We start from the raw sequence: 20,499 nt of genomic DNA on the forward strand, positions 1-20,499 counted from the left end.
ACTACAGCCCGGCCGTCAAGTCCTTCTCCGTGATGCCCGGACCGTGACCCGGCCGGATGAACCACTCCGTGCCGAACGCCTGCTGGAAGATCTCCTCGGGCATGGCCAGGAAGAACGACTCCTCCGCGATCTGGCTGGCGTGGGCGCGCATGGCGGCTCGTTTCGCCGGCAGATACGACGTGACGTCGACGGCCGCGGTGAGTTCCGCTTCCGGCTTGCCCATCGGCTGCTCGGCATCGGGGTCCGGGAGGTTCTCACGGGAGACCAGGCCCGTCTCGACGGCCTGCTCCAGGCCCCGGCGCAGCTGGTCGCGGTTGGTGGTCGCCTGGTAGACGCGCGGGGTGCCGGCCAGCTCGGTGGCCCGCATGCCCACCCGGTGCACCTGGATGTGGTCGGGGTGCCCGTAATTTCCGAAATCGTCGTAGATGGTGCACACCTCGGCGGATTCCTCGCGCAGGATCTCCGCCAGCCGGGCCGCGGCCTCCTCGACCGAGGCCGTCCAGAACGTGCCGGGTTCGTCGTTCGTCGGCTCGCCCATCATGCCGGAATCGCGGTAGCCCAGGAACTCCACCCGCGCCACGCCGAGCGCCTCCGCCGCCGCGTGGGTCTCCTGGACCCGGCGCTCCCGCAGCTGTTCGCCCTCGCCGAGGAAGCCTTCGGGGACCTCGCCCAGCTCGCCGCGGGTCGCCACGACGAGCACGACCCGGTGGCCTTCGTCGGCCGCCTTGCGCATCACACCGCCGGTGAGGATGCATTCGTCGTCAGGATGAGCGTGGAACGTCACCAATGTCGCCATGCCCTCGAACCTACCGCCGCCCCCCGACAAGAACCGCGCCTCACCGCCGCCAGAGGAAATAGTGCACGACGCCGCTGGGGCTCGGCACGCGTTCCGTGTGGAACCGGTCGGCCAGCTCGTCCGGGCTTTCCCACAGCTTGAGGCCGTGGCCGAGGTCGTACGGCGCGACCGCGATGTGCAGGTCGTCGACCAGGTCGGCGGCGAGGAATTCGCGGATCGTCGTCACTCCGCCGCCGAGCCGGACGTCCTGGCCCGCGGCGGCTTCCTTGGCGCGGGCCAGCGCTTCGTGCGGCGTCGTGTCGAGGAAGTGGAAGGTGGTTTCGCCCAGCGCGAACGACGGTCGCACGTGGTGGGTGAGCACGAAGACGGGCGTGTGGAACGGCGGTTCGCCGCCCCACCAGCCCTGCCACTCGTGATCCGCCCACGGACCGCGGAACGGGCCGAACTTGTTGCGCCCCATGATCTCCGCGCCGATGTTCCGGTTCATCGCGCGGACCAGGTAGTCGTCGAGGCCACGGGTGCCGCCGTCGCCGCGGTACGCCCAGCCCGCGGCGGCCCCCGCCCAGCTCATCAGCTCGCCTGGGTCGACATGGCCGAACGGGCGCTCGAAGCTCTGGTCCTCGCCCGCGCCGATCCCGTCGCGGCTGATCGTGAAGCAGTGCACCCGAAGTCGCTGGTCCATCGTTGTCCTCCTCGGAAAGGGCCGTTGTCACCCTGCGGTCGGAACCCGGCGACCGGACCGGACGGCCCGGCCGGAAGAATTTTCCCCCGCCGGTGTCCGATCCGCCCGGACGGCGCCGACCACCGGGTGCCGCCACCGAGGGCGGCACCGGACGAGGAGGACAACCGTGCAGTACCTGATTCTGATGCAGGTCGACCCCACCGTGCTGAGCGAGCTGACCGACGCGCAGCAGAAGCACCTGGAGCAGGGGCACACCGCGTTCATGGCGGCGATCAAGAAGAGCGGCGAGTTCATCGCGACCCAGGCACTGGCCGAGCCCGCCCGGTCGAAGGTGCTGCGCGGGTCGGCCGGCGTGCCCGAGGTGACCGACGGGCCGTTCGCGGAGAGCAAGGAGTTCATGGGCGGCTTCTACCTGATCGAGGTCGAGGACGAGGCCCGCGCGCTGGAGCTGGCCAAGCAGATCCCGGATCTGGACATCCCCGGCCTCGCCTTGGAACTGCGCCCGGTGGTCTTCGCCGATCTGGGCGAGCGGTGACCGGACGGGGCCGGTCGCGTGGGCGACCGGCCCCCGGGGGGTCCCGGCAAAGTTGGTCGAGGCCCCGTGATCAGCGGAGGTGTTCGAGATGCGCGACCACCTCGCGCTGTGCGCCGGACCTGTCCCGAAGTCTGTGAAGGGCCCCTTCACAGACCTCCACACCGACTTAAGAACGATCCGCGCGGCACCTCCAGCCGGACCTCGTCCACCGCGACGGTGGTGCCGAACCGCTTGGTGAGCCCGTAGAGCCCCATTGCCGCTTCGTCCGCCATCGGCTCCCCCTTTCCGTGTGGTCCTGCCAGACCCTACGCGCAGGCGCGGGGTGATCGGGGCAGGACAGCACGGGCGGGAACGCCCGGCAGCACCGGCGCGGCGGGTCAGCCGCAGTCGATCTTGGGCTGCGGGTTGTAGTGGACCGTGCGCGTGTGCCGGGAGACCTCACGGCCGGTGCCGGCGTCGCGCAGCACGCGGGTGTCACTGGTGGTGAACCCCTCGGCGCCGGCGGACGCGTGGCAGTTCTCCGCCGGGCCGGGCTTCGTCGGCGGGGGCGTGGGGTTCGCGCGCTCCCCGGGCACCGATTCCACGGTGTACCGCTTGGTGCCCCACAGTTTCACGGTGATCGACGACGGTGTCCAGATCGTCTGGATCGCGATGCCGGTGTCCGAGTCGTTCGTGAACTTCAGGTCGATCACGCTGGCGCCACCCGGATTCTGGAACACGGTCGCCTCGCGTGCGGCCGGGTAGCGGCTGATGTAGTAGCTGTGCTCCTTGTGCCCGGCGTCCTTCATCCCGGCGAAATAGCTCGCGTTGTACAGCGTGGTCGCGAACTGCGAGATGCCGCCGCCGACCTCCCGGCCCGGGGCGCCGTTCGCGATCACGCCCGCCTCCACGTACCCCTGCGGCTTTCCGCGCGGGCCGGTGAACTCGTTGAGGCTGAACGTTTCCCCGGGTTTGACGATGGCGCCGTTCACCTTGTTCGCGACGACCCGGATGTTGACCCCGGAATCGGTGGCGAACCCGCCCGTGCTGAACTCGCCGACGACCTCGCGCACCCCGAGCTTGTCCGCCTGTTCGGTGGTGACCTTCGCGGGCTCCTTCCGGTACACCGCCTTGAGTTCCCGCGCGTCGGTCCGCTTGAGCGTGTCCATCAGCGGTTCGAGGCTCTTGTCCCAGTCCACGGTGCTGCCCTCGGCCGAGGGCTTGACCACCGGTTTGCCGCCGGCGAACTCGATGCTCGCGTCGTGGCCCTCCTGCTCGGTGGATTTCAGCTGTGGGGCGAGTACCTCGGTGAGCTTCTTCGTGTCCAGCTTCGGGGTGAGGCCGCCGCCTTCGCCCGGCGTGAAGGTCAGGGCCGCGGCGATGTCCTTCGGGTGGGCGGTGGCGTCCGAGCCCTCGCCCTTGAACCGCACCGGGCCGGACACCGCGGGCCGGGCGAACTGGTCCAGCGCGGCCTGGACCCCGGCCGCTGTGGTGGACACCGGCGCGGGCGCCACGGGCAGCGTCAGCTCTCCGCCCTTGGCCCAGCCGGTGAGTACCGCCTGCCGGGCCGCTGCGACGTCGAGCTTCTGCCCGGCCCGCGGCTCGACGGCGGTTGGTGTGGCCCCGGCGAAGTGCACCGCGCCCTCCACCGGCGCGCGGTCGACGCGGCTGCGCAGGTCTTCCAGCGCGGCGCCGAGCTGGCCGTCCTCGGCCTGCGAGAGCACGCCGATCTCCCGGGTGCCGAAGAACGAGGTGAGCCGGGTGAACGGGTTCAGCGGCTGGTCGCCGACCTGTTCGATGGTGCCGTTCCAGTCCAGGCGCAGGCCGGCGGCGGCCGGGGTGAAGGTGGTCCGCGCCTCGCCCGCGGTGATGGTGAGCGGTTGCGCGAGCCGGGGTTCGAGGCTGCTGCGCAGCTCCCGTTCGGCGACCGGCACTTCGAGCCCGCCGACGTCCACCCCGGCGATGACGACGCCGCGCGGTACCCGGCCCTGGCTGGTGAGCAGGTCGATCAGGTAGGCGACGACGAGCAAGGCGAGCACCCCGCCGGAGATCCAGCCCGCCCGCCGCAGCCCACGTCGTGGGGCCGGGGGCGCCGGTTCGTCCAGGCGCACGACCGGCAGGATGTCGGTCTGCTCACCGTGGGAATCCGGCCAGCGCGGTTCCTGCACCTCTACGCCCCTCCGTTCGCCGTGTCCGGGCCCAGCGTACGGGGAGAGCCGGACATGCCGGACTAGTGCCCCTAAACCGGTCAGCTCGTGTCCGGTTCCGCCGGCTTGCGAGCAGCGGGCACCGTACCGGCGGTGGCGGGTGCCCGGTTCGCCGGGTCTTGGCTGGGAAATCTGATATATGATGGCCTGTTGCGTGTCGATCCAGGGCTCTGCCGGGGCTGGAGCGAGCACAAGGCAGTCCTCGCCGTGGCACGCAAGGGCGACGCGGACGAGGCGGCCAGCCTGCTGCGCGACCAGCTCGCGGCGTTCCTCGACGGATCCTCGCGACGGTCGGGGAACAGGAGGACTGGCGTGCGGCTGCTGCTCGTCGCGGACACCCATCTGCCGAAGCGGGCGAAGGACTTGCCCGAGCCGGTCTGGGACGAGGTGGCGACAGCGGACGTCGTGGTGCACGCGGGCGACTGGGTCGATCTGGACACCTTCGACGCACTCGCAATGCACAGCAAACGGCTGGTCGCCGTGTACGGCAACAACGACGGCCCGGAGCTGCGCGCGTGGCTGCCCGAGGTGGCGCGGGTGACGCTCGGCGGCGTACGGCTGGCTGTGGTGCACGAGACCGGCGACGCGAAGGGCCGCGCGGCTCGCTGCGACGCGCAGTACCCGGACGCCGACATCCTCGTCTTCGGCCATAGCCACATCCCGTGGGACTCCACGACGCCCGGTGGGCTGCGGCTGCTCAACCCGGGTTCGCTCACGGATCGGCGGCGGCAGCCATTCTGCACCTACCAGACCGCGGAGATCAGGGATGGCCAGCTGGGTGATGTCGAGCTGCACGAGCTGCCACCGAAGGGGTAGACAGAACCCATGAATCCGGCACGCGCTCTGCGGGACATCGCCTTCCGGCTCGAACGCGCGGGGGAGCCGACCTACCGCGTGCGCGCGTTCCGGCAAGCTGCTGCCGTGGTCGACGGCCTCGCTCCGGAAGAGCTTGAGTCCCGTGTACGGGCGGGTACGTTGCAGGCGCTCAAAGGCATCGGCAAAGCGACCGCCGGCGTGATCGAGGACGCGTCACAAGGACGTACGCCTGCGTACGCGGCGAAGCTGGACGAAGCAGACGTGCCGGACGGCGGTCCGCTGCGCGCCGCCCTTCGCGGGGATTGCCACACCCACTCCGAATGGTCCGATGGAGGCAGCCCGATCCGTGAGATGGCCGAGACGGCGCAGGAGCTGGGGCACGAATGGATCGTGCTCACCGATCACTCGCCACGGCTGACCGTCGCCCGGGGCTTGTCCGCGGAACGGCTGCGGGACCAGATGATCGAGGTGGCGCAGGTGAACGAAGAGCTGGCGCCGTTCCGCGTGCTGCACGGGATCGAGGTGGACATCCTCGATGACGGCGCGCTCGACCAGACCGAGGAGCTGTTGGCACAGCTGGATTTCGTGGTGGCGAGCGTGCATTCGAAGCTGCGCATGCCGGCTCGTGAGATGACTCCGCGGCTGCTCGCTGCGGTGGCGAACCCGTACGTGCGCGTACTGGGCCACTGCACCGGACGGATGGTCCATGGGCGCGGCAGGCCGGAATCGGAGTTCGACGCGGAGAAGGTGTTCACGGCCTGCCGGGAGAACGGGGTCACCGTGGAGATCAACTCGCGCCCCGAACGTCTCGACCCGCCGATGCGGTTGCTGCACCAGGCCGTGGCATTGGGCTGCGAGTTCGCCATCGACAGCGACGCACACGCCCCGGGGCAGCTCGATTGGCAGGGGTACGGCTGCGTCCGTGCGGCGGAAGCCGAGCTGGGGCCGGACCGGATCGTGAACACCCGGAGCGTGGACGAGCTGCTCGCCGGGTGAGTGCTGCCCGGGAACGCGGGCGGGCTCAGCCGATCTCATACCGATCGCCGTAGACCTGCCACTTCAGCGGGGTGTGCAGGTCGAGATTGCCGTTGTTGAGGAAGACCAGCTGCTCGGTGTCGATCCGCGGGGTGTCCGCGTGCGCCTCCTCCTGTTTCATGATCACCCGGCGGGCGTCCAGGAAGGCCTTGAGGTACGTGGTTTCGTCGCCGCCTTGCGACGGGGGTTTCGCCTTCTCCGTCGCGGTCTTGCGAATGCCGCCGAAGGCGGCGGCGCTCTCTCCGGCGCCGTGCATCACGATCGCGTCGTAGTAGATGAACTGCCCGAGGGCGCCCAGCCCGTCGGATTCGCCCTGGCGCACCGCCGGGTCGAAGTACACCTGATCCCGTTCGGTGTCCTGTGCCTGCTGGAACGCGCTGGTCCCGGCGGCCTGCCGCCAGGCGTTCTCGAAGCCCGGCCCGAGGCCCTCGTGCGAATCGCTGCCGTTGACCTTTTCCAGTGCGGGCAGGAACTTCGCCAGCGGGTTGTCCGGTACGGCCGCGGTGTAGGCCCGCACCAGTTCGAGGATGTCCCCGGTGCCGGTGCAGAACCCGATGATGCCCGCGGTGTAGCCACGGCCGTCGCCGATGTCCTCGATGTAGCCGTACTGGGCCTTCCAGTCGAGCGAGGAGTTCTCCGCGCTCGACACGAGTTTCATGGCGATTTCTTTTTTCTCCGGCGAGGCGAGGCTGGTGGCGGGCTTCGGCACGGGCACGGGTGCGGTCACTGCGGCGGGCGGGTCCGGCCGGGTGGCCGTCCAGACGGCGAGCCCGAGAACCAGGATCGCGGCCACGGCGAGCACCGGCCACATCGTCTTGCGCATGAAGGGGATTCCTCAGGGTCAGTGGACAGCGGTACGGAACGTGATCCCGGCGTGGGCCAGCCGCCCGAGCAGCGCGTCGCCCATCGCCGTGGCCGTGGTGACCTGGCCCGCGGCGTCCGGCAACTGGTCGAAAGCCAGGCAGAGCGCGGATTCCGCGAGCATCTTCGCGGTCTCGTCGTAACCGGGGTCGCCGCCGGAGACCTCGGTGGTCACTTCTTCACCGCCGCCACGGCCGAGGAAGCGGAGCCGGAACCACGACCGTGCGCGCTTGTGCGCGTCCGGTCCGTCGCCGGGGGCGAGCCGCCGGGACAGCGCCCGCCGTGCCGGGGGCAGCTGGGCGGCGACGGCCAGTGCACCGGCGCCGGCCACGGACAGCGCCGCCGACGACAGGTGCTCGAACGCGGCGAAGTGCCGGTAGCGGAAGTCCGGCCCGTATCGCTGCGACGCTCGCGCGGAGTGGCGCACGATCTGCGGATCGATGGTGGGCAGCGGCAGCGCCCAGTGTCCGGTGCCGGGCATCCGGTGCGGGTGGCCGGCGGGGATCCGCACCGAGCGGCCCGGGATCCCCGGCTCCTGCGCGGCCCGTTCCTTGGCGGCCCGCGCGGACTGGGGGAGCCGGGAAAGGACGGTGAGCGCCGTGCCGAGAGTGCCGCCGGACGGCCGCGCGCGCACCCGGACGTAGCCGTCCACCTCCAGGGGAACGTCTTCGGGCAGCTGCCGGACGGTGTACCACACGCCGAGGTCGTGCGGGATGGAGTCGAAGCCGCAGCAGTGCACGATCCGCGCTCCGCTCTCGGCCGCTTTCGCATGGTGTGCCAAGTACATCCGGTCGACGAACTCCGGCTCCCCGGTGAGGTCCAGGTAATCCGTGCCTTCCTCGGCGCAGGCGGCGACCAGCGCTTCGCCTCGCGCCAAGTAGGGACCCACCGTCGTGGCGACGACCTCCGCCGCGGCCGCGATCTCGCGCAGGGACGCCGGATCGCCGGAGTCCGCGGTGAGCAACGGCAGCGCGGCACACCGGTCGTCGATCGCGGCGAGCCGATCGCGCAGCGTGGCCAGCTTGCCCGGGTCGCGTCCGGCGAGTGCCCAGCGGCAGCCCCGCGGCGCGGTGCGGGCGAGGTACTCCGCGGTGCGGGCACCGGTGAAGCCGGTGGCGCCGAACACCACCAGGTCGTAATCGGCCATGTCGTCAGGGTAGCCCACCGGTGGAAGACCACAGTGGACAGTAAAGGCATGGTAAACTCGGCGGGAGATGACTGCTGCCGCCCGCTCCGTGCCGCGGCACCGGTCCATCCTCGGCCTCCTGCTCGCCACGCTGCTCCTGCTCGCGGTGGCCGTGCCCGGCCCGGTCCCGGAAGGCCCGCGCCCGGCCGGTTCCGGGCCTGCTCTGGTGCAGCAGCAGGCCCACTCCGCGGTCGCGCATCCGCTGCCGCTCGCCGAGGTGCCGGGGGAGTCCCGGCTTTCGCGCCCGGCTGAGGTCTCGTACGCGCTCGTACTCCGCTCGCCCGCCGAGGCGTGCCGTGCGTACGTGCCCGCTGTCGCCCGTGCGCCGCCTGGCTGCTGAGTACGTCTCCTTTCACCCGTACCAGCTGTCGCTCGGAGGACCCCATGAGCAACGGTCATGCCTTGCTGGCCGTCGGCGGCGCGTTTCTCGCCGCCGGAGCCCTCGCCCGCGTCGGAGCCCGGATCGGGCTGCCCACCATTCCCCTGTTCATGCTGGCCGGTTTCGTCTTCGGCCCCTACACCCCCGGACTGTCCCTTGTGGACGATCCGGCCGAGTTCGGCGTCCTGGCCGGGCTCGGCCTCGTGTTCCTGGTGTTCTACCTCGGCCTGGAGTTCTCGCTGGAGGATCTGGCCCGCGGCGGCACCCGGCTGCTCGGCGCCGGACTGGCCTACCTGGTGCTCAACGTCGGCGGCGGGCTCGCGTTCGGCTTCGCGCTGGGCTGGGGCACCCGCGAGGCGCTGGTGATCGCCGGCGCGATCGGCATCTCGTCCTCGGCCATCGTGACCAAGCTGCTGCTGGAGACCCGGCGGCTGGAGAACCGGGAATCCCGGCTGATCATGGGCATCATCGTGCTGGAGGACCTGTTCCTCGCGCTGTACCTCGCTTTGCTTCAGCCGGTGCTCAGCGGGGCGGACGGCTTCGGCGCCGCGCTGGCCGACTTCGGCAAGGCCTTCGGGTTCCTGTTCGTGCTCGCCGCGCTGGCCCGCTGGGGCGGACGCCTGGTCTCCCGGCTGTTCGGCTCGGCCGACGACGAACTGCTCACGGTCTGCTTCGTCGGCGTGGCGGTGCTCGGTGCCGCAGTGGCCGAGGAGGTGGGGGTGTCCGACGCGATCGGCGCGTTCATGGTCGGCATGATGCTCGGCGGCTCGAAGGTCGCGCCTCGGGTACACAAACTGGTGCTGCCGCTGCGGGACGCGTTCGGCGCACTATTCTTCTTCATCTTCGGCCTGTCGATCGACCCCGGCGCGGTAGGCACGGTCGTGCTGCCGGTGCTCGCCGCCGTGATGCTGACCCTGGTGCTCAACCTGGCGGCCGGCACGGTCGCCGCCCGGCTGCACGGCTTCGACCGGCAGGAGGGCGTGAACATCGGCCTGACGGTGCTGACCAGGGGTGAGTTCTCACTGGTACTGGCGACACTGGCGACCGCAGCCGGGCTGGACTCCCGGGTGGCGCCGTTCGTGGCCGGGTACGTGCTCCTGCTGGCCGTGATCGGCCCGCTCGCGGTACTCCGCTCGGACCGGCTGACCTGGCTGGTCCCAGCCCGGCTCATCCGGCCGCGGCAGGAGCCCGCGCCGGTGGGCTGAGGCGGGGCGCTCTGGGGGTGCCCGTTCGGCGGGGCGGTCCGCTTTTGTGGGCTGGTTCGGTGGGCTGGCCTCGGTCGCTCAGGGCAGGTCTCGGTCGCCCAGGGCAGGCTGTGAAGGGGCCCTTCACGGACTCTGAGTCCAATGCCAGGAACTTAGGTCGGTTCTGGGTTGGTGTGGTGTTGGTTTGGTTGTGGTGGGTGGTGTTGTTTCTGCTGTGGGCAGGATGTGGACCTGGTAGCTGGCTTTGGTGCTGGTCGGTTGCGGGGTTTTGCTGCGGTGGGGGTAGCGCGTGGTGGTGCGTTTGAGTGCTCGGGGGTAGACGCGGTGGTGGGTGTGGACGGTGATCAGCTGTCGGCATAAGTCCTGGGCCACCCATTGGAGGTGTCGGGATGTGTCGGCGGGTGTGGTAGTGATCGCGTGTTCGGCGGCGTCGCGGGCGGAGGTGAAGGAGATCCGGGACGGGTCGAGGTTCTGGGTGAGCGCTGCGTGGCTGATCAGCAGCCGGATGGCCTGGTAGACGATCAGGGTGGCCCAGAGTTCCTGCTGGGCGCGGATCGGGGTGTGGCCGCGCAGGGGCCGCTTGGCCAGCAGCGTGGTTTTGATCTCTTTGATGCCGGTTTCGGCGGTCCAGCGGCGGGCGTAGAGGGCGACGAGCTGGCCGGCGGGTGCGTGTGCGGGGTCGAGCAGGCTGGTGACCAGCCGGTATTTCTCGGTGCGGGTGACGCCGTCGACGGTGACGGTGATCAGTGCTTCGACCACCCGGACGACGATGCCGTTGATCGGGCGGGGCGTGGGCGGGCGGTGCCCGCGTTGCTTGTTGCGGCGCACGTTGCGCGCCCAGCGGCGGGCGTCGGCCGGGGCGTGGAGGGTGGACAGCCAGGACTCGTCCGGCAACGCGTGCTGCACGGGCAGCTTCGGGGTGTTCTGCTTGGCCCGCCACAGCAGATGCGCGCCCCGTTCCCGCGCCGCGGTCCACAGTGGATAGCCGAGGAAGCAGCGGTCGGCCAGCAGCAGCATCCGGTCGTGCAGCCGGGGCAGCAGCTGATAGGCCAGGGTGGGCTCGCCCTGGCTCAGCGGGCCGGTGACCGCGCCGAGCAGACGGCGGCTGCCACACGACAGCAGCACCAGCACCCGGATCTTGGACGGCCCGCGGGCCACGCCTGTGCGGTGATGGGGCGGGAAGTGTTCACGGTTGGCCGCGGTGTCGGCCGGCTCGACCTCGGTGCCGTCCCAGGCACACACCTCCAGCCCGAACGCGTGCGACCACGGCCTGTTCCGGGTAGGCGCCGCCCGCGCCAGCGCGCCGAACAACAACTGGAAGGGCACCACGCCGATCCGGTCCCGCAGCTTGGTCAGCGCCGTGCTGGCCGGCGGCCACCAGCCCAGCACGGACAACCGGGGCAGACTCTCCTGCGAGAACATCGCCCTGATCGTCGCGTTGCCGGACTTGGTGCGCAGCAGGCACAACGCGAGCACGAAGTACACGCCCAACCGCGACGGCAGTGCCCGGAACCGCCGTTCGTCCCGGCCGGCGACGGCCAGCGCCTCATCAACCAGCGCGGGCGGGACGACCCACGACAGCAACCCCAGCCCGGCCTGTGACAACAACCGACCCACCGGCGAGGACCAGCCCGAGGGCATGACACCATGAACGGACAACGAGGCTCCTGGCTTGCTGATGATCTCGACAATCACCAGCTCTAGCCGGAGCCTCGTTGCCTATCCACACCACCACGCCGATCACACCCAAACCGTGATCAACACCACCCACCAGACCTTAAGTTCCTGGCATTGGACTCTGAGTCCGTGAAGGGCCCCTTCACAGCTTTCCGGCTTGCCGGGCCGGTCGCAGGCTGACCCCGGGGTGGCTGCCGTCCCGGCCGCCTGATCGGCGACCTGACCCGGCAGGCACCAACCCGACCCGGCAGGCATCAACCCGACCCGGCAGGCACCGGCCCCACCAACCCGACCCGGCCCGACCAACCCGACCCGGCCCGACCGACCCAACCCGACCCGACCGACCCAACCCGACCGGCCCACCCGGCCCAACCCAACCCCACCGACCCCACCCGGCCCGACCTGCCCACCAGCCCCACCGGCCAGGCCGATCTCCGTCACAGGATATTCGGCAGCCCTGCCGGAGCGGCCCGGCTATCCTTGGCCGAGGTATGTCCACTCCATCCTCTCTCCCAGAGCTGCGCGCCCAGCTGCCCGAGCTGATGCTGCGCGACGAGCACCGGCTGCGCCGCCGGCTCGACGGTGCCCGGCGTTCCCGGGACAAGCAGCACGCGGCCGATCGGATCGCGGCCGACGTCGAGACCGCGCGGCTGCGGGTGCGGTCGCGCCGCGAGAGCGTGCCGAAGATCGAGTATCCGGCCGAGCTGCCGGTCAGCCGGCTCAAGGACGAGATCGCCGACGCCATCCGTGCGCACCAGGTGGTGATCGTCGCCGGGGAGACCGGGTCGGGCAAGACCACTCAGCTGCCGAAGATCTGCCTCGAACTCGGCCGCGGGGTGCGCGGGCAGATCGGGCACACCCAGCCGCGCCGGCTGGCCGCGCGCACGGTCGCCGATCGGATCGCCGGCGAGCTGAAGACCGAGCTGGGGGAGGCCGTCGGCTACAAGGTCCGGTTCACCGATCATTCGGGCCAGGACACCCTCGTCAAACTGATGACCGACGGCATCCTGCTGGCCGAGGTGCAGACCGACCGGATGCTGCGCCAGTACGACACGCTGATCATCGACGAGGCGCACGAGCGCAGCCTCAACATCGACTTCCTGCTCGGCTACCTCAAGCAGCTGTTGCCGCGCCGCCCGGATCTCAAGGTCGTGATCACCTCGGCGACCATCGACCCGGAGCGGTTCTCGAAGCACTTCGGGGACGCGCCGATCGTCGAGGTCTCCGGGCGCACCTATCCGGTGGAGGTGCGTTACCGGCCGCTCGCCGATCCCGAGGATCCGGCGGCCGACCCGGACCGCGACCAGACGCAGGCGATCACCGACGCCGTGCGCGAGCTGTCCGCCGAGGGACCCGGCGACATCCTGGTGTTCCTCTCCGGCGAACGCGAGATCCGCGACACCGCGGACGTGCTGAACCGGCTGAGCCTGCCGAACACCGAGGTACTGCCGCTCTACGCCCGGCTGTCCTCGGCCGATCAGCATCGGGTGTTCCAGCAGCACACCGGGCGGCGGATCGTGCTGGCCACCAACGTCGCCGAGACCTCGCTGACCGTGCCCGGCATCAAGTACGTGATCGACCCGGGTACGGCGCGCATCTCCCGGTACAGCCACCGCACGAAAGTGCAACGGCTGCCGATCGAGCCCGTTTCGCAGGCTTCGGCGAACCAGCGCAAGGGCCGCTGCGGCCGGACCTCGGACGGGATCTGCATCCGGCTGTATTCCGAAGAGGACTTCGAATCCCGCCCGGAGTTCACCGATCCGGAGATCCTGCGCACCAACCTGGCGTCGGTGATCCTCCAGATGACCTCGCTCGGCCTCGGCGACATGGCCGCGTTCCCGTTCGTCGAGCCGCCGGATCGCCGCCAGGTCGCCGACGGCGTGCAGCTGCTGCGGGAGCTCGGCGCGTTCGAGGAGCAGGAGACCACGAAGCTCACCGAGGTCGGCCGTAAGCTCGCGCAGCTGCCGGTGGACCCGCGGATGGGCCGGATGGTGCTGGAGGCCGCGCGCAACGGCTGCGTGCGCGAGGTGATGATCATCGCCGCGGCACTGTCCATTCAGGACCCGCGGGAGCGGCCCGCGGAGAAGCAGCAGGCGGCGGACGCGCAGCACGCCCGGTTCGCCGACCCGTCCTCGGATTTCCTGGCCTACCTGAACCTCTGGGAGTACGTGAGCGAGCAGCAGAAAACGCTCAGCGGCAACCAGTTCCGCCGGATGTGCCGCACCGAGTACCTGAACTACCTGCGCATCCGGGAGTGGCAGGACATCTTCGGCCAGCTGCGCCAGCTCGCCAAACCGCTCGGCATCGCGCTGAGCACCACCCCGGCCGAACCGCAGCGCGTGCACACCTCGCTGATCGCCGGGCTGCTCTCGCACATCGGGCTCAAGGACCCGGCGAAGGGCGATTATCTCGGTGCCCGCGGCGCGCGGTTCGCGGTGTTCCCCGGTTCGGCGCTGTTCAAGAAGCAGCCGCGCTGGGTGATGTCCGCGGAGCTGGTGGAGACCTCGCGGCTGTGGGCGCGGGTGAACGCGCGGATAGAGCCGGACTGGGTCGAGCCGCTGGCCGGGCACGTGGTCAAGCGCACCTACTCGGAACCGCACTGGGAGCGCAAACAGGGCGCGGTGATGGCGGTCGAGAAGGTGACCCTCTACGGCGTGCCGCTGGTCGCCGACCGTCGGGTGAACTACGGGCGGATCGATCCCGAGGTCTCGCGCGAGCTGTTCATCCGGCATGCGCTGGTGGAGGGTGACTGGCACACCGGCCACAAGTTCTTCGCGGAGAACCGCGCGCTGCTGGACGAGGTCGAGGACCTGGAGAACCGTGCGCGGCGGCACGACATCCTGGTCGACGACGAGACGCTGTTCGAGTTCTACGACCGGCGCGTGCCCGCGGACGTGGTGTCCGTGCGGCATTTCGACAGCTGGTGGAAGCAGGCGCGGCGCGGGGATCCGGATCTGCTGTCCTTCGAGAAGTCCATGCTCATCAACGAATCCGCAGACGGTGTGCGTGAAACGGACTACCCGGATTCGTGGACGCAGGGCGCGCTCGTCTTCGGCCTGACCTACCAGTTCGAACCGGGCGCGGACGCCGACGGGGTCACCGTGCACCTGCCGTTGCCGGTGCTGAACCAGGTGACGCCGGACGGGTTCGACTGGCAGGTGCCCGGGTTGCGCGAGGAGCTGACGACCCAGCTGATCAAATCATTGCCGAAGGCGTTGCGGCGCAACTTCGTGCCCGCGCCGGACACCGCGAAAGAAGTCCTTTCGCGAGTGTCCTCTTCGGATGGTCCGCTGCCGGAGGTGCTCTCCGACGAGCTGCACGCGCTGCGTGGCGTGGACGTGCCACTGTCCGCATGGGACGTTTCGGCGGTGCCAGACCACCTGCGGATGACCTTCCGGGTGGTGGACGAACGGGGCAAGCGGGTCGCCGAGGGCAAGGATCTCGACGAGCTGAAGCGCCGGATGGCGCCCCGGGTGCGCGAGACGATTGCCAAGGCGGCCAACAGTATCGAGCAGGCCGGGCTGACCCGGCCGTCGTTCGGCGAGCTGCCGAAGGTGTTCGCCTCGACCCGGCGTGGGCACGATGTGAAGGCCTATCCCGCGCTGGTCGACGAGGGCGCCTCGGTGGCCGTGCGGTTGCTCGACACCCCCGCGGAACAGCGTCACGCAATGTGGACTGGCACCCGGCGGATGCTGCGGCTGAACCTGAACTCGCCGATGAAGTTCATCACGCGCTCCCTGTCGAACTCCGCGAAGCTGGTGCTCAACCGGAATCCGCACGGCAGCGTGGCCGGGTTGCTGGAGGACTGCGTGGATTGCGCGGTCGACGCCCTGATGACCGCGGCGGGCGGCCCGGTATGGGACGAGGCGGGCTTCGCCGTGCTGCAGGAGAAGGTGCGTGCCGGGCTGAACGCGGAGGTTCTGCAGGTCCTCACCGATGTGGAGGCGGTCCTGCGCGCGGCCAACGACGTGGAGACCCATCTCGACGGCGCCCGCGGCCCAGCCGAATCGCTCGCCGACCTCCGCGCGCAGATCGATGGCTTGGTACACAACGGTTTCGTCACCGAGACCGGCGCGGCCCGGCTGCCGAACCTGGTCCGCTACCTGCGTGGTGCCTTGCGCCGGCTGGAAAAGCTGCCCACCGACCCGACCCGGGATCTGCAGCGGACCGCGGATATCGCGTGGATCACGCGCGAGTACGAGGCCGCACTCGCTTCCTTGCCGCCGGGGACGTCGTCGCCGGCGCTGGCGGAGGTTCGCTGGATGATCGAGGAGCTGCGGGTGAGCTTCTTCGCGCAGACGCTCGGCACTGCTTATCCCGTGTCGTTGAAGCGGATCACGAAGGCTCTGGACGAGGCGCCGGCCTGAGGTTCGCGCCCGCCCGGCCGTTGAGCACGATGCGGACTGCGATGCACACTCGTTCGCGATAGATCTCCAGCGACGGCGAATCGGCCTTCGCTCCCGCCGACGCCAGGAACAGGTGCCCGGCAAGATCCGCGGTGAACTACCCGCTGGAGCCGCGCTGAACTCGGTGGGCTGTGAAGGGCACCTTCACGGACTCAGAGTCTGTGAAGGTGCCCTTCACAGACGGAGGCGGCGGCGAGGTGGGCTCAGCCCTGGGCCACGCCGGTCGCGCGGAGCCGACTACGGCTTGCGATTTTCCGTTGCGGATGCGACCGGACCACCCCCGCTCGCGCGAGGAAGACGAACGGCGGCAGCGTGCGGGCTACTGGCAATCAGGACCACCCCCGCTCGCGCGGGAAGACATCGTGATCGACGCCAACCGCACCCTCGGGCGCGGACCACCCCCGCTCGCGCGGGGAAGACGCTTGCCGCTAAAAGATCACGTAGCGAAAACCCGGACCACCCCCGCTCGCGCGGGGAAGACAGCTTCGGCAACGAGTCCAGGTCCCGCTGGAAGGGACCACCCCCGCTCGCGCGGGGAAGACACGCGGGATCAACAAGGCGGAGACGTTCCAGAAGGGACCACCCCCGCTCGCGCGGGGAAGACCCACAGGATCGACGTCCGCCCATATCGGCGCGGGGACCACCCCCGCTCGCGCGGGGAAGACTACCGGTCCCGGTCGTACCTGGCCGGCCATTCGGGACCACCCCCGCTCGCGCGGGGAAGACACTTCTTGACCTGCAATTTTACCCTCAAGGTGCCCAGTTCTACTTCACTTTGCTCGCACCCCTCGAGGAGTCTATCCGCTGGGGCGGGACCGGTAAGCGTCGTCGTACCGGTGGACGAGTCCGCCAGCCCTGCCGCCACAGCCGACTCCGGCCCTACCGACCGGCCGCAAAATAGTGCCCCTCCTCAAGATCCTCCAGCAGCCCCGGATGGGTCGGCTCCCAGCCCAGCAGCCGCCGGGTCTCCGCATTCGGCATCGTGATATCCATGCCAACGAACGGAAACGTGGCGAAGTGTTCCGCGGCCCGCTCGGCCGAAATGCCCTTCACCGGCAGGTCCAGATGCCGCCCGATGGCCTCGGCGATCTCGCGCACCGGGATGCCCTCCTCGGCGGCGGCGCCCAGTTCGGTTCCGGCCGGGGCCTTGTCCAGCGCGAGCGCGTAGAGCAGGGCGACGTCCAGGGTGTGGGCGGCGGGCCAGCGGTTGTCGCCGACGTAGGCGGAAACGCCGGTCTCGCGGGCGATCTGGATCATTCGGGGGATGAAACCGTGCCGGTCCCGGGAGCTGTGCGTGACGGGCGGGATTCCGAAGAGGACGGTGCGGACGTCGTGTTCGGCGAATTCGGCGAGGGTGCGGGCGACGGTGGCTCGGGGGTTGGCGTTGATCGCCGCGTTGCGGTCCGGGTCGTCGCTTCCGGTGGAGCCGATGCCGAAGAAAGCCTTGCCGGTGCCGGAAAGTGCTTCGCCGAAGGTCTGGACCACTGCGTGGTCGGCTTCGACTGCTTCGGCGAATTTGCCGGTCGCGATGCCGCTGTGATCGAAGGCTAGGTGGATGACGGCGTCCACCTTCTGCGCGGCTTGGCGCAGGTCGTCTAGGTCATCGAGATTGCCACGGTGTACCTGGGCGCCGAGTGTGGTGACGGCGGCGGCCGAGGCGTCGGACCGGGCGAGGCCGGTGACCTTATGGCCGGCGCGGAGCAGTTCGGGGACCACGGCGGAGCCGAGGTGGCCGCTGGCGCCGGTGACGAAAACACGCATGTCGGAACTCCCCGCTAGGTGATGTGACTCAGTATCATCACTATAGCAGGGGTGACGGTACTGAGGCACATCACCTAGGATGTAGCCATGGCCCGATGGGAACCGAACGCGCGGGAGCGCCTGGTGGTCGCTGCCGTGGATCTGTTTGCCGAGCAGGGGTACGAGGGCACTGCGGTCGCGCAGATCGCCGAGCGGGCCGGGCTGACGAGGACCACGTTCTTTCGCCATTTCCGGGACAAGCGGGAGGTGTTGTTCGCCGGTCAGCAGGTGCACGCCGAGCTGCTGGCGAACGGGGTTGCGGAGGCTCCCGCTTCGGCCACGCCGCTGGAGGCGGTCGAAGCGGGGCTGGATGCGCTCACCGCGTCCTTCGCCCCCGAGCAGCGCGAGTTCGGGCCTCGGCTTCTTGAAGTCACCGCGAGCACGCCTGAACTTCGCGAACGCTCGGTGTATAAGCAATCTGTGCTCGCCGCCGCGATTGCTGGGGCATTGCGGAGCCGGGGTGTCGGGGATCCGGCTGCGGCGTTGGCAGCGGATCTGGGTGTCCGGGCGTTTCATGATGCCTATGTGCGCTGGGTCGACCCGTCCGGGGAGGCAGATTTCCCGAAGTTGACCCGTGCGGTGTTCCGGGGGTTGCGGGAAGTGAACGCGAAGCTGGAGTGACGCGTTATTTCACGAGCAACGTCACGGTGGCCGCGCCGGCCGAAACCGTCCCTGCGATGGCGGACAGCGACGCCGCTTTACCGCTGAGATCGCTGAGCATCCGCCGGCCTGCTTCGCTCAGAGCTTGCTCCCGGAACGCCATCTTCAGTTTCTGCCATTTGTGCTGACGCAAGCGGCATCCGAGCAGGATGCCGTTCGCGTTGTTGCGGCAGAACTGACCTTTGCGGGTGGTTGCGCAGCACCAGGTCGGAGCCTGGAAGAGACAGTAGAGCACCACGCCGGTCGACAGGATGGCGATGATCCCGGGATCGACGCCCCGGAGCGGCCACAGCAAGGCGATGATCGGCAGGAGCAGGTATCCCGACCGCCTGGCCAGTTGAGATTTTGTTTTTCTCCCCATCATGACGGCTGAAGTTACTGCTCGCCGTCGCGGCCGCGCTAGCTCCGCGAGGTTGAATTCCGGCCATGGTTCCGGCCCGGAAAATATGCTCGCGGTGTGCCGGTATTCGACCGAAAGGGTTCCCCGTTCCGCCGTGTGGTCAGTGCGTCCGGTGGGAAAGCGCGCTCATTTCGCCTCCGCATACGTGTCCACCGGGATCGCGTGCATCGGGAAGCGGACGGGGCAGGCTTCGCCGAACAGCAGGCGGGCGGATTCGGTCACCGCGTCTTCGACCAGGGCGGCGACCTCGTCGGCCAGGTCGGCGGGGGTGTGCACGATGACCTCGTCGTGCAGGAAGAACACGAGGTGGGCGGGGGTGGGCAGGCGGCGGCGGAGGGTGGCCAGCAGGACCGCCGTGAGGTCGGCGGCGCTCGCCTGGACCACGAAGTTGCGGGTGAACCGGCCCCAGCCGCGGGAGGCGCGGCGGGCGCGGGTCTCGGCGGCCTCGTCTTCGGCGGCGCCGCCGGTGAGCGCGCGCCACGCGGCGGACGGAGCGGGGGAGGTGCGTCCGAGTCTCGACCGCACGCGTTCGCCGCGTTCGCCTGCGGCGGCGGCATGCTCCACATAGGACACTGCGGTCGGGAAACGCTGGCGCAGCAAGGCGAGCAGCGGGCCTGCTTCTCCGGACGTGCCGCCGTACATGGCCGACAGCATCGCGATCTTCGCGCGGGATCGGTCGTCACGGGTGTCGCCGGGGCGGAGGGGGACGTATCGCGCACCGGAGAACAGTGCCTCGGCCAGCCGTGCGTACAGGTCGGTGGCTGCGGCGACCTCGGCGAGCCGGCGGTCGCCGGACAGTGCGGTGAGCACGCGGGGTTCGAGCTGGGCGGCGTCGGCCACCACGAGCTTCCATCCTGGATCCGCGCGTACGCAGGTGCGCAGCACTTTCGGGATCTGCAGCGCACCGCCGCCGCGGGTGGCCCACCGCCCGGACACCACCCCGCCGACCACGTAGTGCGGCCGGAACCGGCCGTCGGTCACCCATTCGTCCAGCCACGCCCAGCCGTTGGCCGAATGCAGCCGGGACAGCTCCTTGTACTGCAGCAACGGCGCGACCGCGGGGTGGTCGATCTCGCGCAGCAGGTACTTGCGCGCGGCCGGCACCTCGATGCCCTCCCGTGCGAGCGCCCGCACCACGCTCGCCGACGAATCCGGGTTCACCTCCCGCCCGCCGAACGCCCCGGAGATCCGCGCCGCCAGCTCGACCAGCGCCTTCGGCCGCTGCCCGGCCGGGACCCGCGCGCCGAGCCGCTCCTGCAGCAGCTCGCGGTGCAGATCCGCCCGCCACGGCAGCCCGGCCGCGGACATCTCGACCGCGGCCAGCGCGCTCGCCGACTCCGCGGCGAGCAACAGGCGCATCCGGCCGGGTGAGCCGAGCCCGGCACTGCGTTTCTCCTGCTCGGCGAGCACCCGGCGGGCGGCCATGGCGACGGTGACGCCCGCGGGCAGCCCCGGGCCGCGCGGCGAGAACAAGGTGGGTTGCGTTTCCTCGCCGAACGCAGGCCCGTCGTCCGGCGGCTCCTCGCCTTGCGCTCGCGCCCAGGCGGCACGCAGGCTGCGCGACTCGCTCTCCCGCTCCTCGCAGGCGAGCAGCAATCCCTCGGCCAGCAGCAGATCGTGGCAGCGGCCCAGCCGTACCCCCGCTTCGACCAGCACCGGATAGTCCGACTCGACCGAGGGCAGCACCCAGCGCGGACTGTGCGCGGCCTCCAGTTCCCGCACCTGCGCCACCCATTCGGCAGGCGAAAGCCCGCGCCGGGTCCCGTCCGGCGCGTCGATCGTGTAGCCGGAGTCCTCCTCGCGGCCGGTGATCACCTGCACCCCGGCATTGTGCGGGCAACCACCGACAAAAACCGGCGAACGACTCCACCGCCG

General features: G+C 70.1%; 17 protein-coding genes and 1 CRISPR repeat array. Of the genes, 7 read left to right on the forward strand and 10 right to left on the reverse strand.

The genetic code is table 11. The features are described 5' to 3' along the window. Window position 1: 1 nt before the first annotated feature. Together ATK36_RS25940 and ATK36_RS25945 are read right to left on the reverse strand one after the other, a co-directional pair. A complete protein-coding gene (locus tag ATK36_RS25940; RefSeq protein WP_098513877.1) occupies window positions 2-796 on the reverse strand; it encodes a PIG-L family deacetylase in 795 nt (264 codons plus the stop codon). Window positions 797-836: 40 nt separating this feature from the next. After that, window positions 837-1,478, reverse strand: a complete 642-nt coding sequence (locus ATK36_RS25945; protein WP_098513878.1) for a dihydrofolate reductase family protein — start codon at window positions 1,476-1,478, stop codon at window positions 837-839. Window positions 1,479-1,644: 166 nt separating this feature from the next. On the opposite strand from ATK36_RS25945, the gene ATK36_RS25950 reads away from it, so the two are divergent. Beyond that, entirely contained in the window at window positions 1,645-2,013 is a 369-nt protein-coding gene (locus ATK36_RS25950) for a YciI family protein (protein ID WP_098513879.1), read from the forward strand. Window positions 2,014-2,159: 146 nt separating this feature from the next. On the opposite strand, the gene ATK36_RS34300 is transcribed toward ATK36_RS25950, so the two are convergent. Continuing rightward, the gene (locus ATK36_RS34300) at window positions 2,160-2,285 is read right to left on the reverse strand and encodes a hypothetical protein (protein ID WP_281259092.1); all 126 of its coding nucleotides are present in this window, start codon (window positions 2,283-2,285) and stop codon (window positions 2,160-2,162) included. Window positions 2,286-2,390: 105 nt separating this feature from the next. Continuing rightward, window positions 2,391-4,160 (reverse strand): VanW family protein, encoded by a 1,770-nt coding sequence (locus ATK36_RS25960; RefSeq protein WP_098513880.1) that lies wholly within the window; start codon window positions 4,158-4,160, stop codon window positions 2,391-2,393. A 351-nt stretch (window positions 4,161-4,511) separates the two neighbouring features. Between ATK36_RS25960 and ATK36_RS25965 the strand changes: the two genes are divergently transcribed. Beyond that, the gene (locus tag ATK36_RS25965) at window positions 4,512-5,015 is read left to right on the forward strand and encodes a metallophosphoesterase family protein (RefSeq protein ID WP_098515181.1); all 504 of its coding nucleotides are present in this window, start codon (window positions 4,512-4,514) and stop codon (window positions 5,013-5,015) included. Between the two features lie 9 nt (window positions 5,016-5,024). Next, a complete protein-coding gene (locus tag ATK36_RS25970) occupies window positions 5,025-6,011 on the forward strand; it encodes a PHP domain-containing protein (protein WP_098513881.1) in 987 nt (328 codons plus the stop codon). A 25-nt stretch (window positions 6,012-6,036) separates the two neighbouring features. Here the strand turns inward: ATK36_RS25970 and ATK36_RS25975 are convergent, their stop codons facing one another. Together ATK36_RS25975 and ATK36_RS25980 are read right to left on the reverse strand one after the other, a co-directional pair. Continuing rightward, window positions 6,037-6,873 (reverse strand): chitosanase, encoded by an 837-nt coding sequence (locus ATK36_RS25975; protein WP_098513882.1) that lies wholly within the window; start codon window positions 6,871-6,873, stop codon window positions 6,037-6,039. 18 nt (window positions 6,874-6,891) lie between these two features. Further along, window positions 6,892-8,058, reverse strand: a complete 1,167-nt coding sequence (locus tag ATK36_RS25980; protein WP_098513883.1) for a saccharopine dehydrogenase family protein — start codon at window positions 8,056-8,058, stop codon at window positions 6,892-6,894. Window positions 8,059-8,125: 67 nt separating this feature from the next. On the opposite strand from ATK36_RS25980, the gene ATK36_RS25985 reads away from it, so the two are divergent. Together ATK36_RS25985 and ATK36_RS25990 are read left to right on the forward strand one after the other, a co-directional pair. Then, window positions 8,126-8,437: a hypothetical protein gene (locus ATK36_RS25985; RefSeq protein ID WP_098513884.1), complete on the forward strand. Its 312-nt coding sequence runs from the start codon at window positions 8,126-8,128 to the stop codon at window positions 8,435-8,437. 44 nt (window positions 8,438-8,481) lie between these two features. Further along, window positions 8,482-9,681 (forward strand): cation:proton antiporter, encoded by a 1,200-nt coding sequence (locus ATK36_RS25990; protein ID WP_098513885.1) that lies wholly within the window; start codon window positions 8,482-8,484, stop codon window positions 9,679-9,681. Window positions 9,682-9,804: 123 nt separating this feature from the next. Here the strand turns inward: ATK36_RS25990 and ATK36_RS25995 are convergent, their stop codons facing one another. Further along, the gene (locus ATK36_RS25995) at window positions 9,805-11,376 is read right to left on the reverse strand and encodes an IS4 family transposase (RefSeq protein WP_141544538.1); all 1,572 of its coding nucleotides are present in this window, start codon (window positions 11,374-11,376) and stop codon (window positions 9,805-9,807) included. 473 nt (window positions 11,377-11,849) lie between these two features. Between ATK36_RS25995 and hrpA the strand changes: the two genes are divergently transcribed. Next, the gene (gene hrpA, locus ATK36_RS26000; protein ID WP_098513886.1) at window positions 11,850-15,725 is read left to right on the forward strand and encodes an ATP-dependent RNA helicase HrpA; all 3,876 of its coding nucleotides are present in this window, start codon (window positions 11,850-11,852) and stop codon (window positions 15,723-15,725) included. A 430-nt stretch (window positions 15,726-16,155) separates the two neighbouring features. Continuing rightward, window positions 16,156-16,490: direct repeats of the CRISPR family, unit length 29 nt; unit sequence GGGACCACCCCCGCTCGCGCGGGGAAGAC. Window positions 16,491-16,643: 153 nt separating this feature from the next. Here the strand turns inward: hrpA and ATK36_RS26005 are convergent. Further along, window positions 16,644-17,525 carry an SDR family oxidoreductase gene (locus tag ATK36_RS26005; protein WP_098513887.1) on the reverse strand — a complete coding sequence of 294 codons (882 nt, stop codon included), beginning with the start codon at window positions 17,523-17,525 and terminating at the stop codon, window positions 16,644-16,646. Window positions 17,526-17,612: 87 nt separating this feature from the next. Between ATK36_RS26005 and ATK36_RS26010 the strand changes: the two genes are divergently transcribed. After that, window positions 17,613-18,185 (forward strand): TetR/AcrR family transcriptional regulator, encoded by a 573-nt coding sequence (locus ATK36_RS26010; protein WP_098513888.1) that lies wholly within the window; start codon window positions 17,613-17,615, stop codon window positions 18,183-18,185. Window positions 18,186-18,189: 4 nt separating this feature from the next. Here ATK36_RS26010 and ATK36_RS26015 read toward each other — a convergent pair whose 3' ends face one another. Further along, window positions 18,190-18,588: a hypothetical protein gene (locus ATK36_RS26015; protein ID WP_245915166.1), complete on the reverse strand. Its 399-nt coding sequence runs from the start codon at window positions 18,586-18,588 to the stop codon at window positions 18,190-18,192. Between the two features lie 162 nt (window positions 18,589-18,750). After that, complete coding sequence (locus tag ATK36_RS26020) at window positions 18,751-20,445, reverse strand: bifunctional 3'-5' exonuclease/DNA polymerase (RefSeq protein WP_098513889.1); 1,695 nt, start codon at window positions 20,443-20,445, stop codon at window positions 18,751-18,753. Window positions 20,446-20,499: the final 54 nt, after the last annotated feature.

It is taken from the genome of Amycolatopsis sulphurea (assembly GCF_002564045.1).
GTDB classification, from domain to species: domain Bacteria; phylum Actinomycetota; class Actinomycetes; order Mycobacteriales; family Pseudonocardiaceae; genus Amycolatopsis; species Amycolatopsis sulphurea.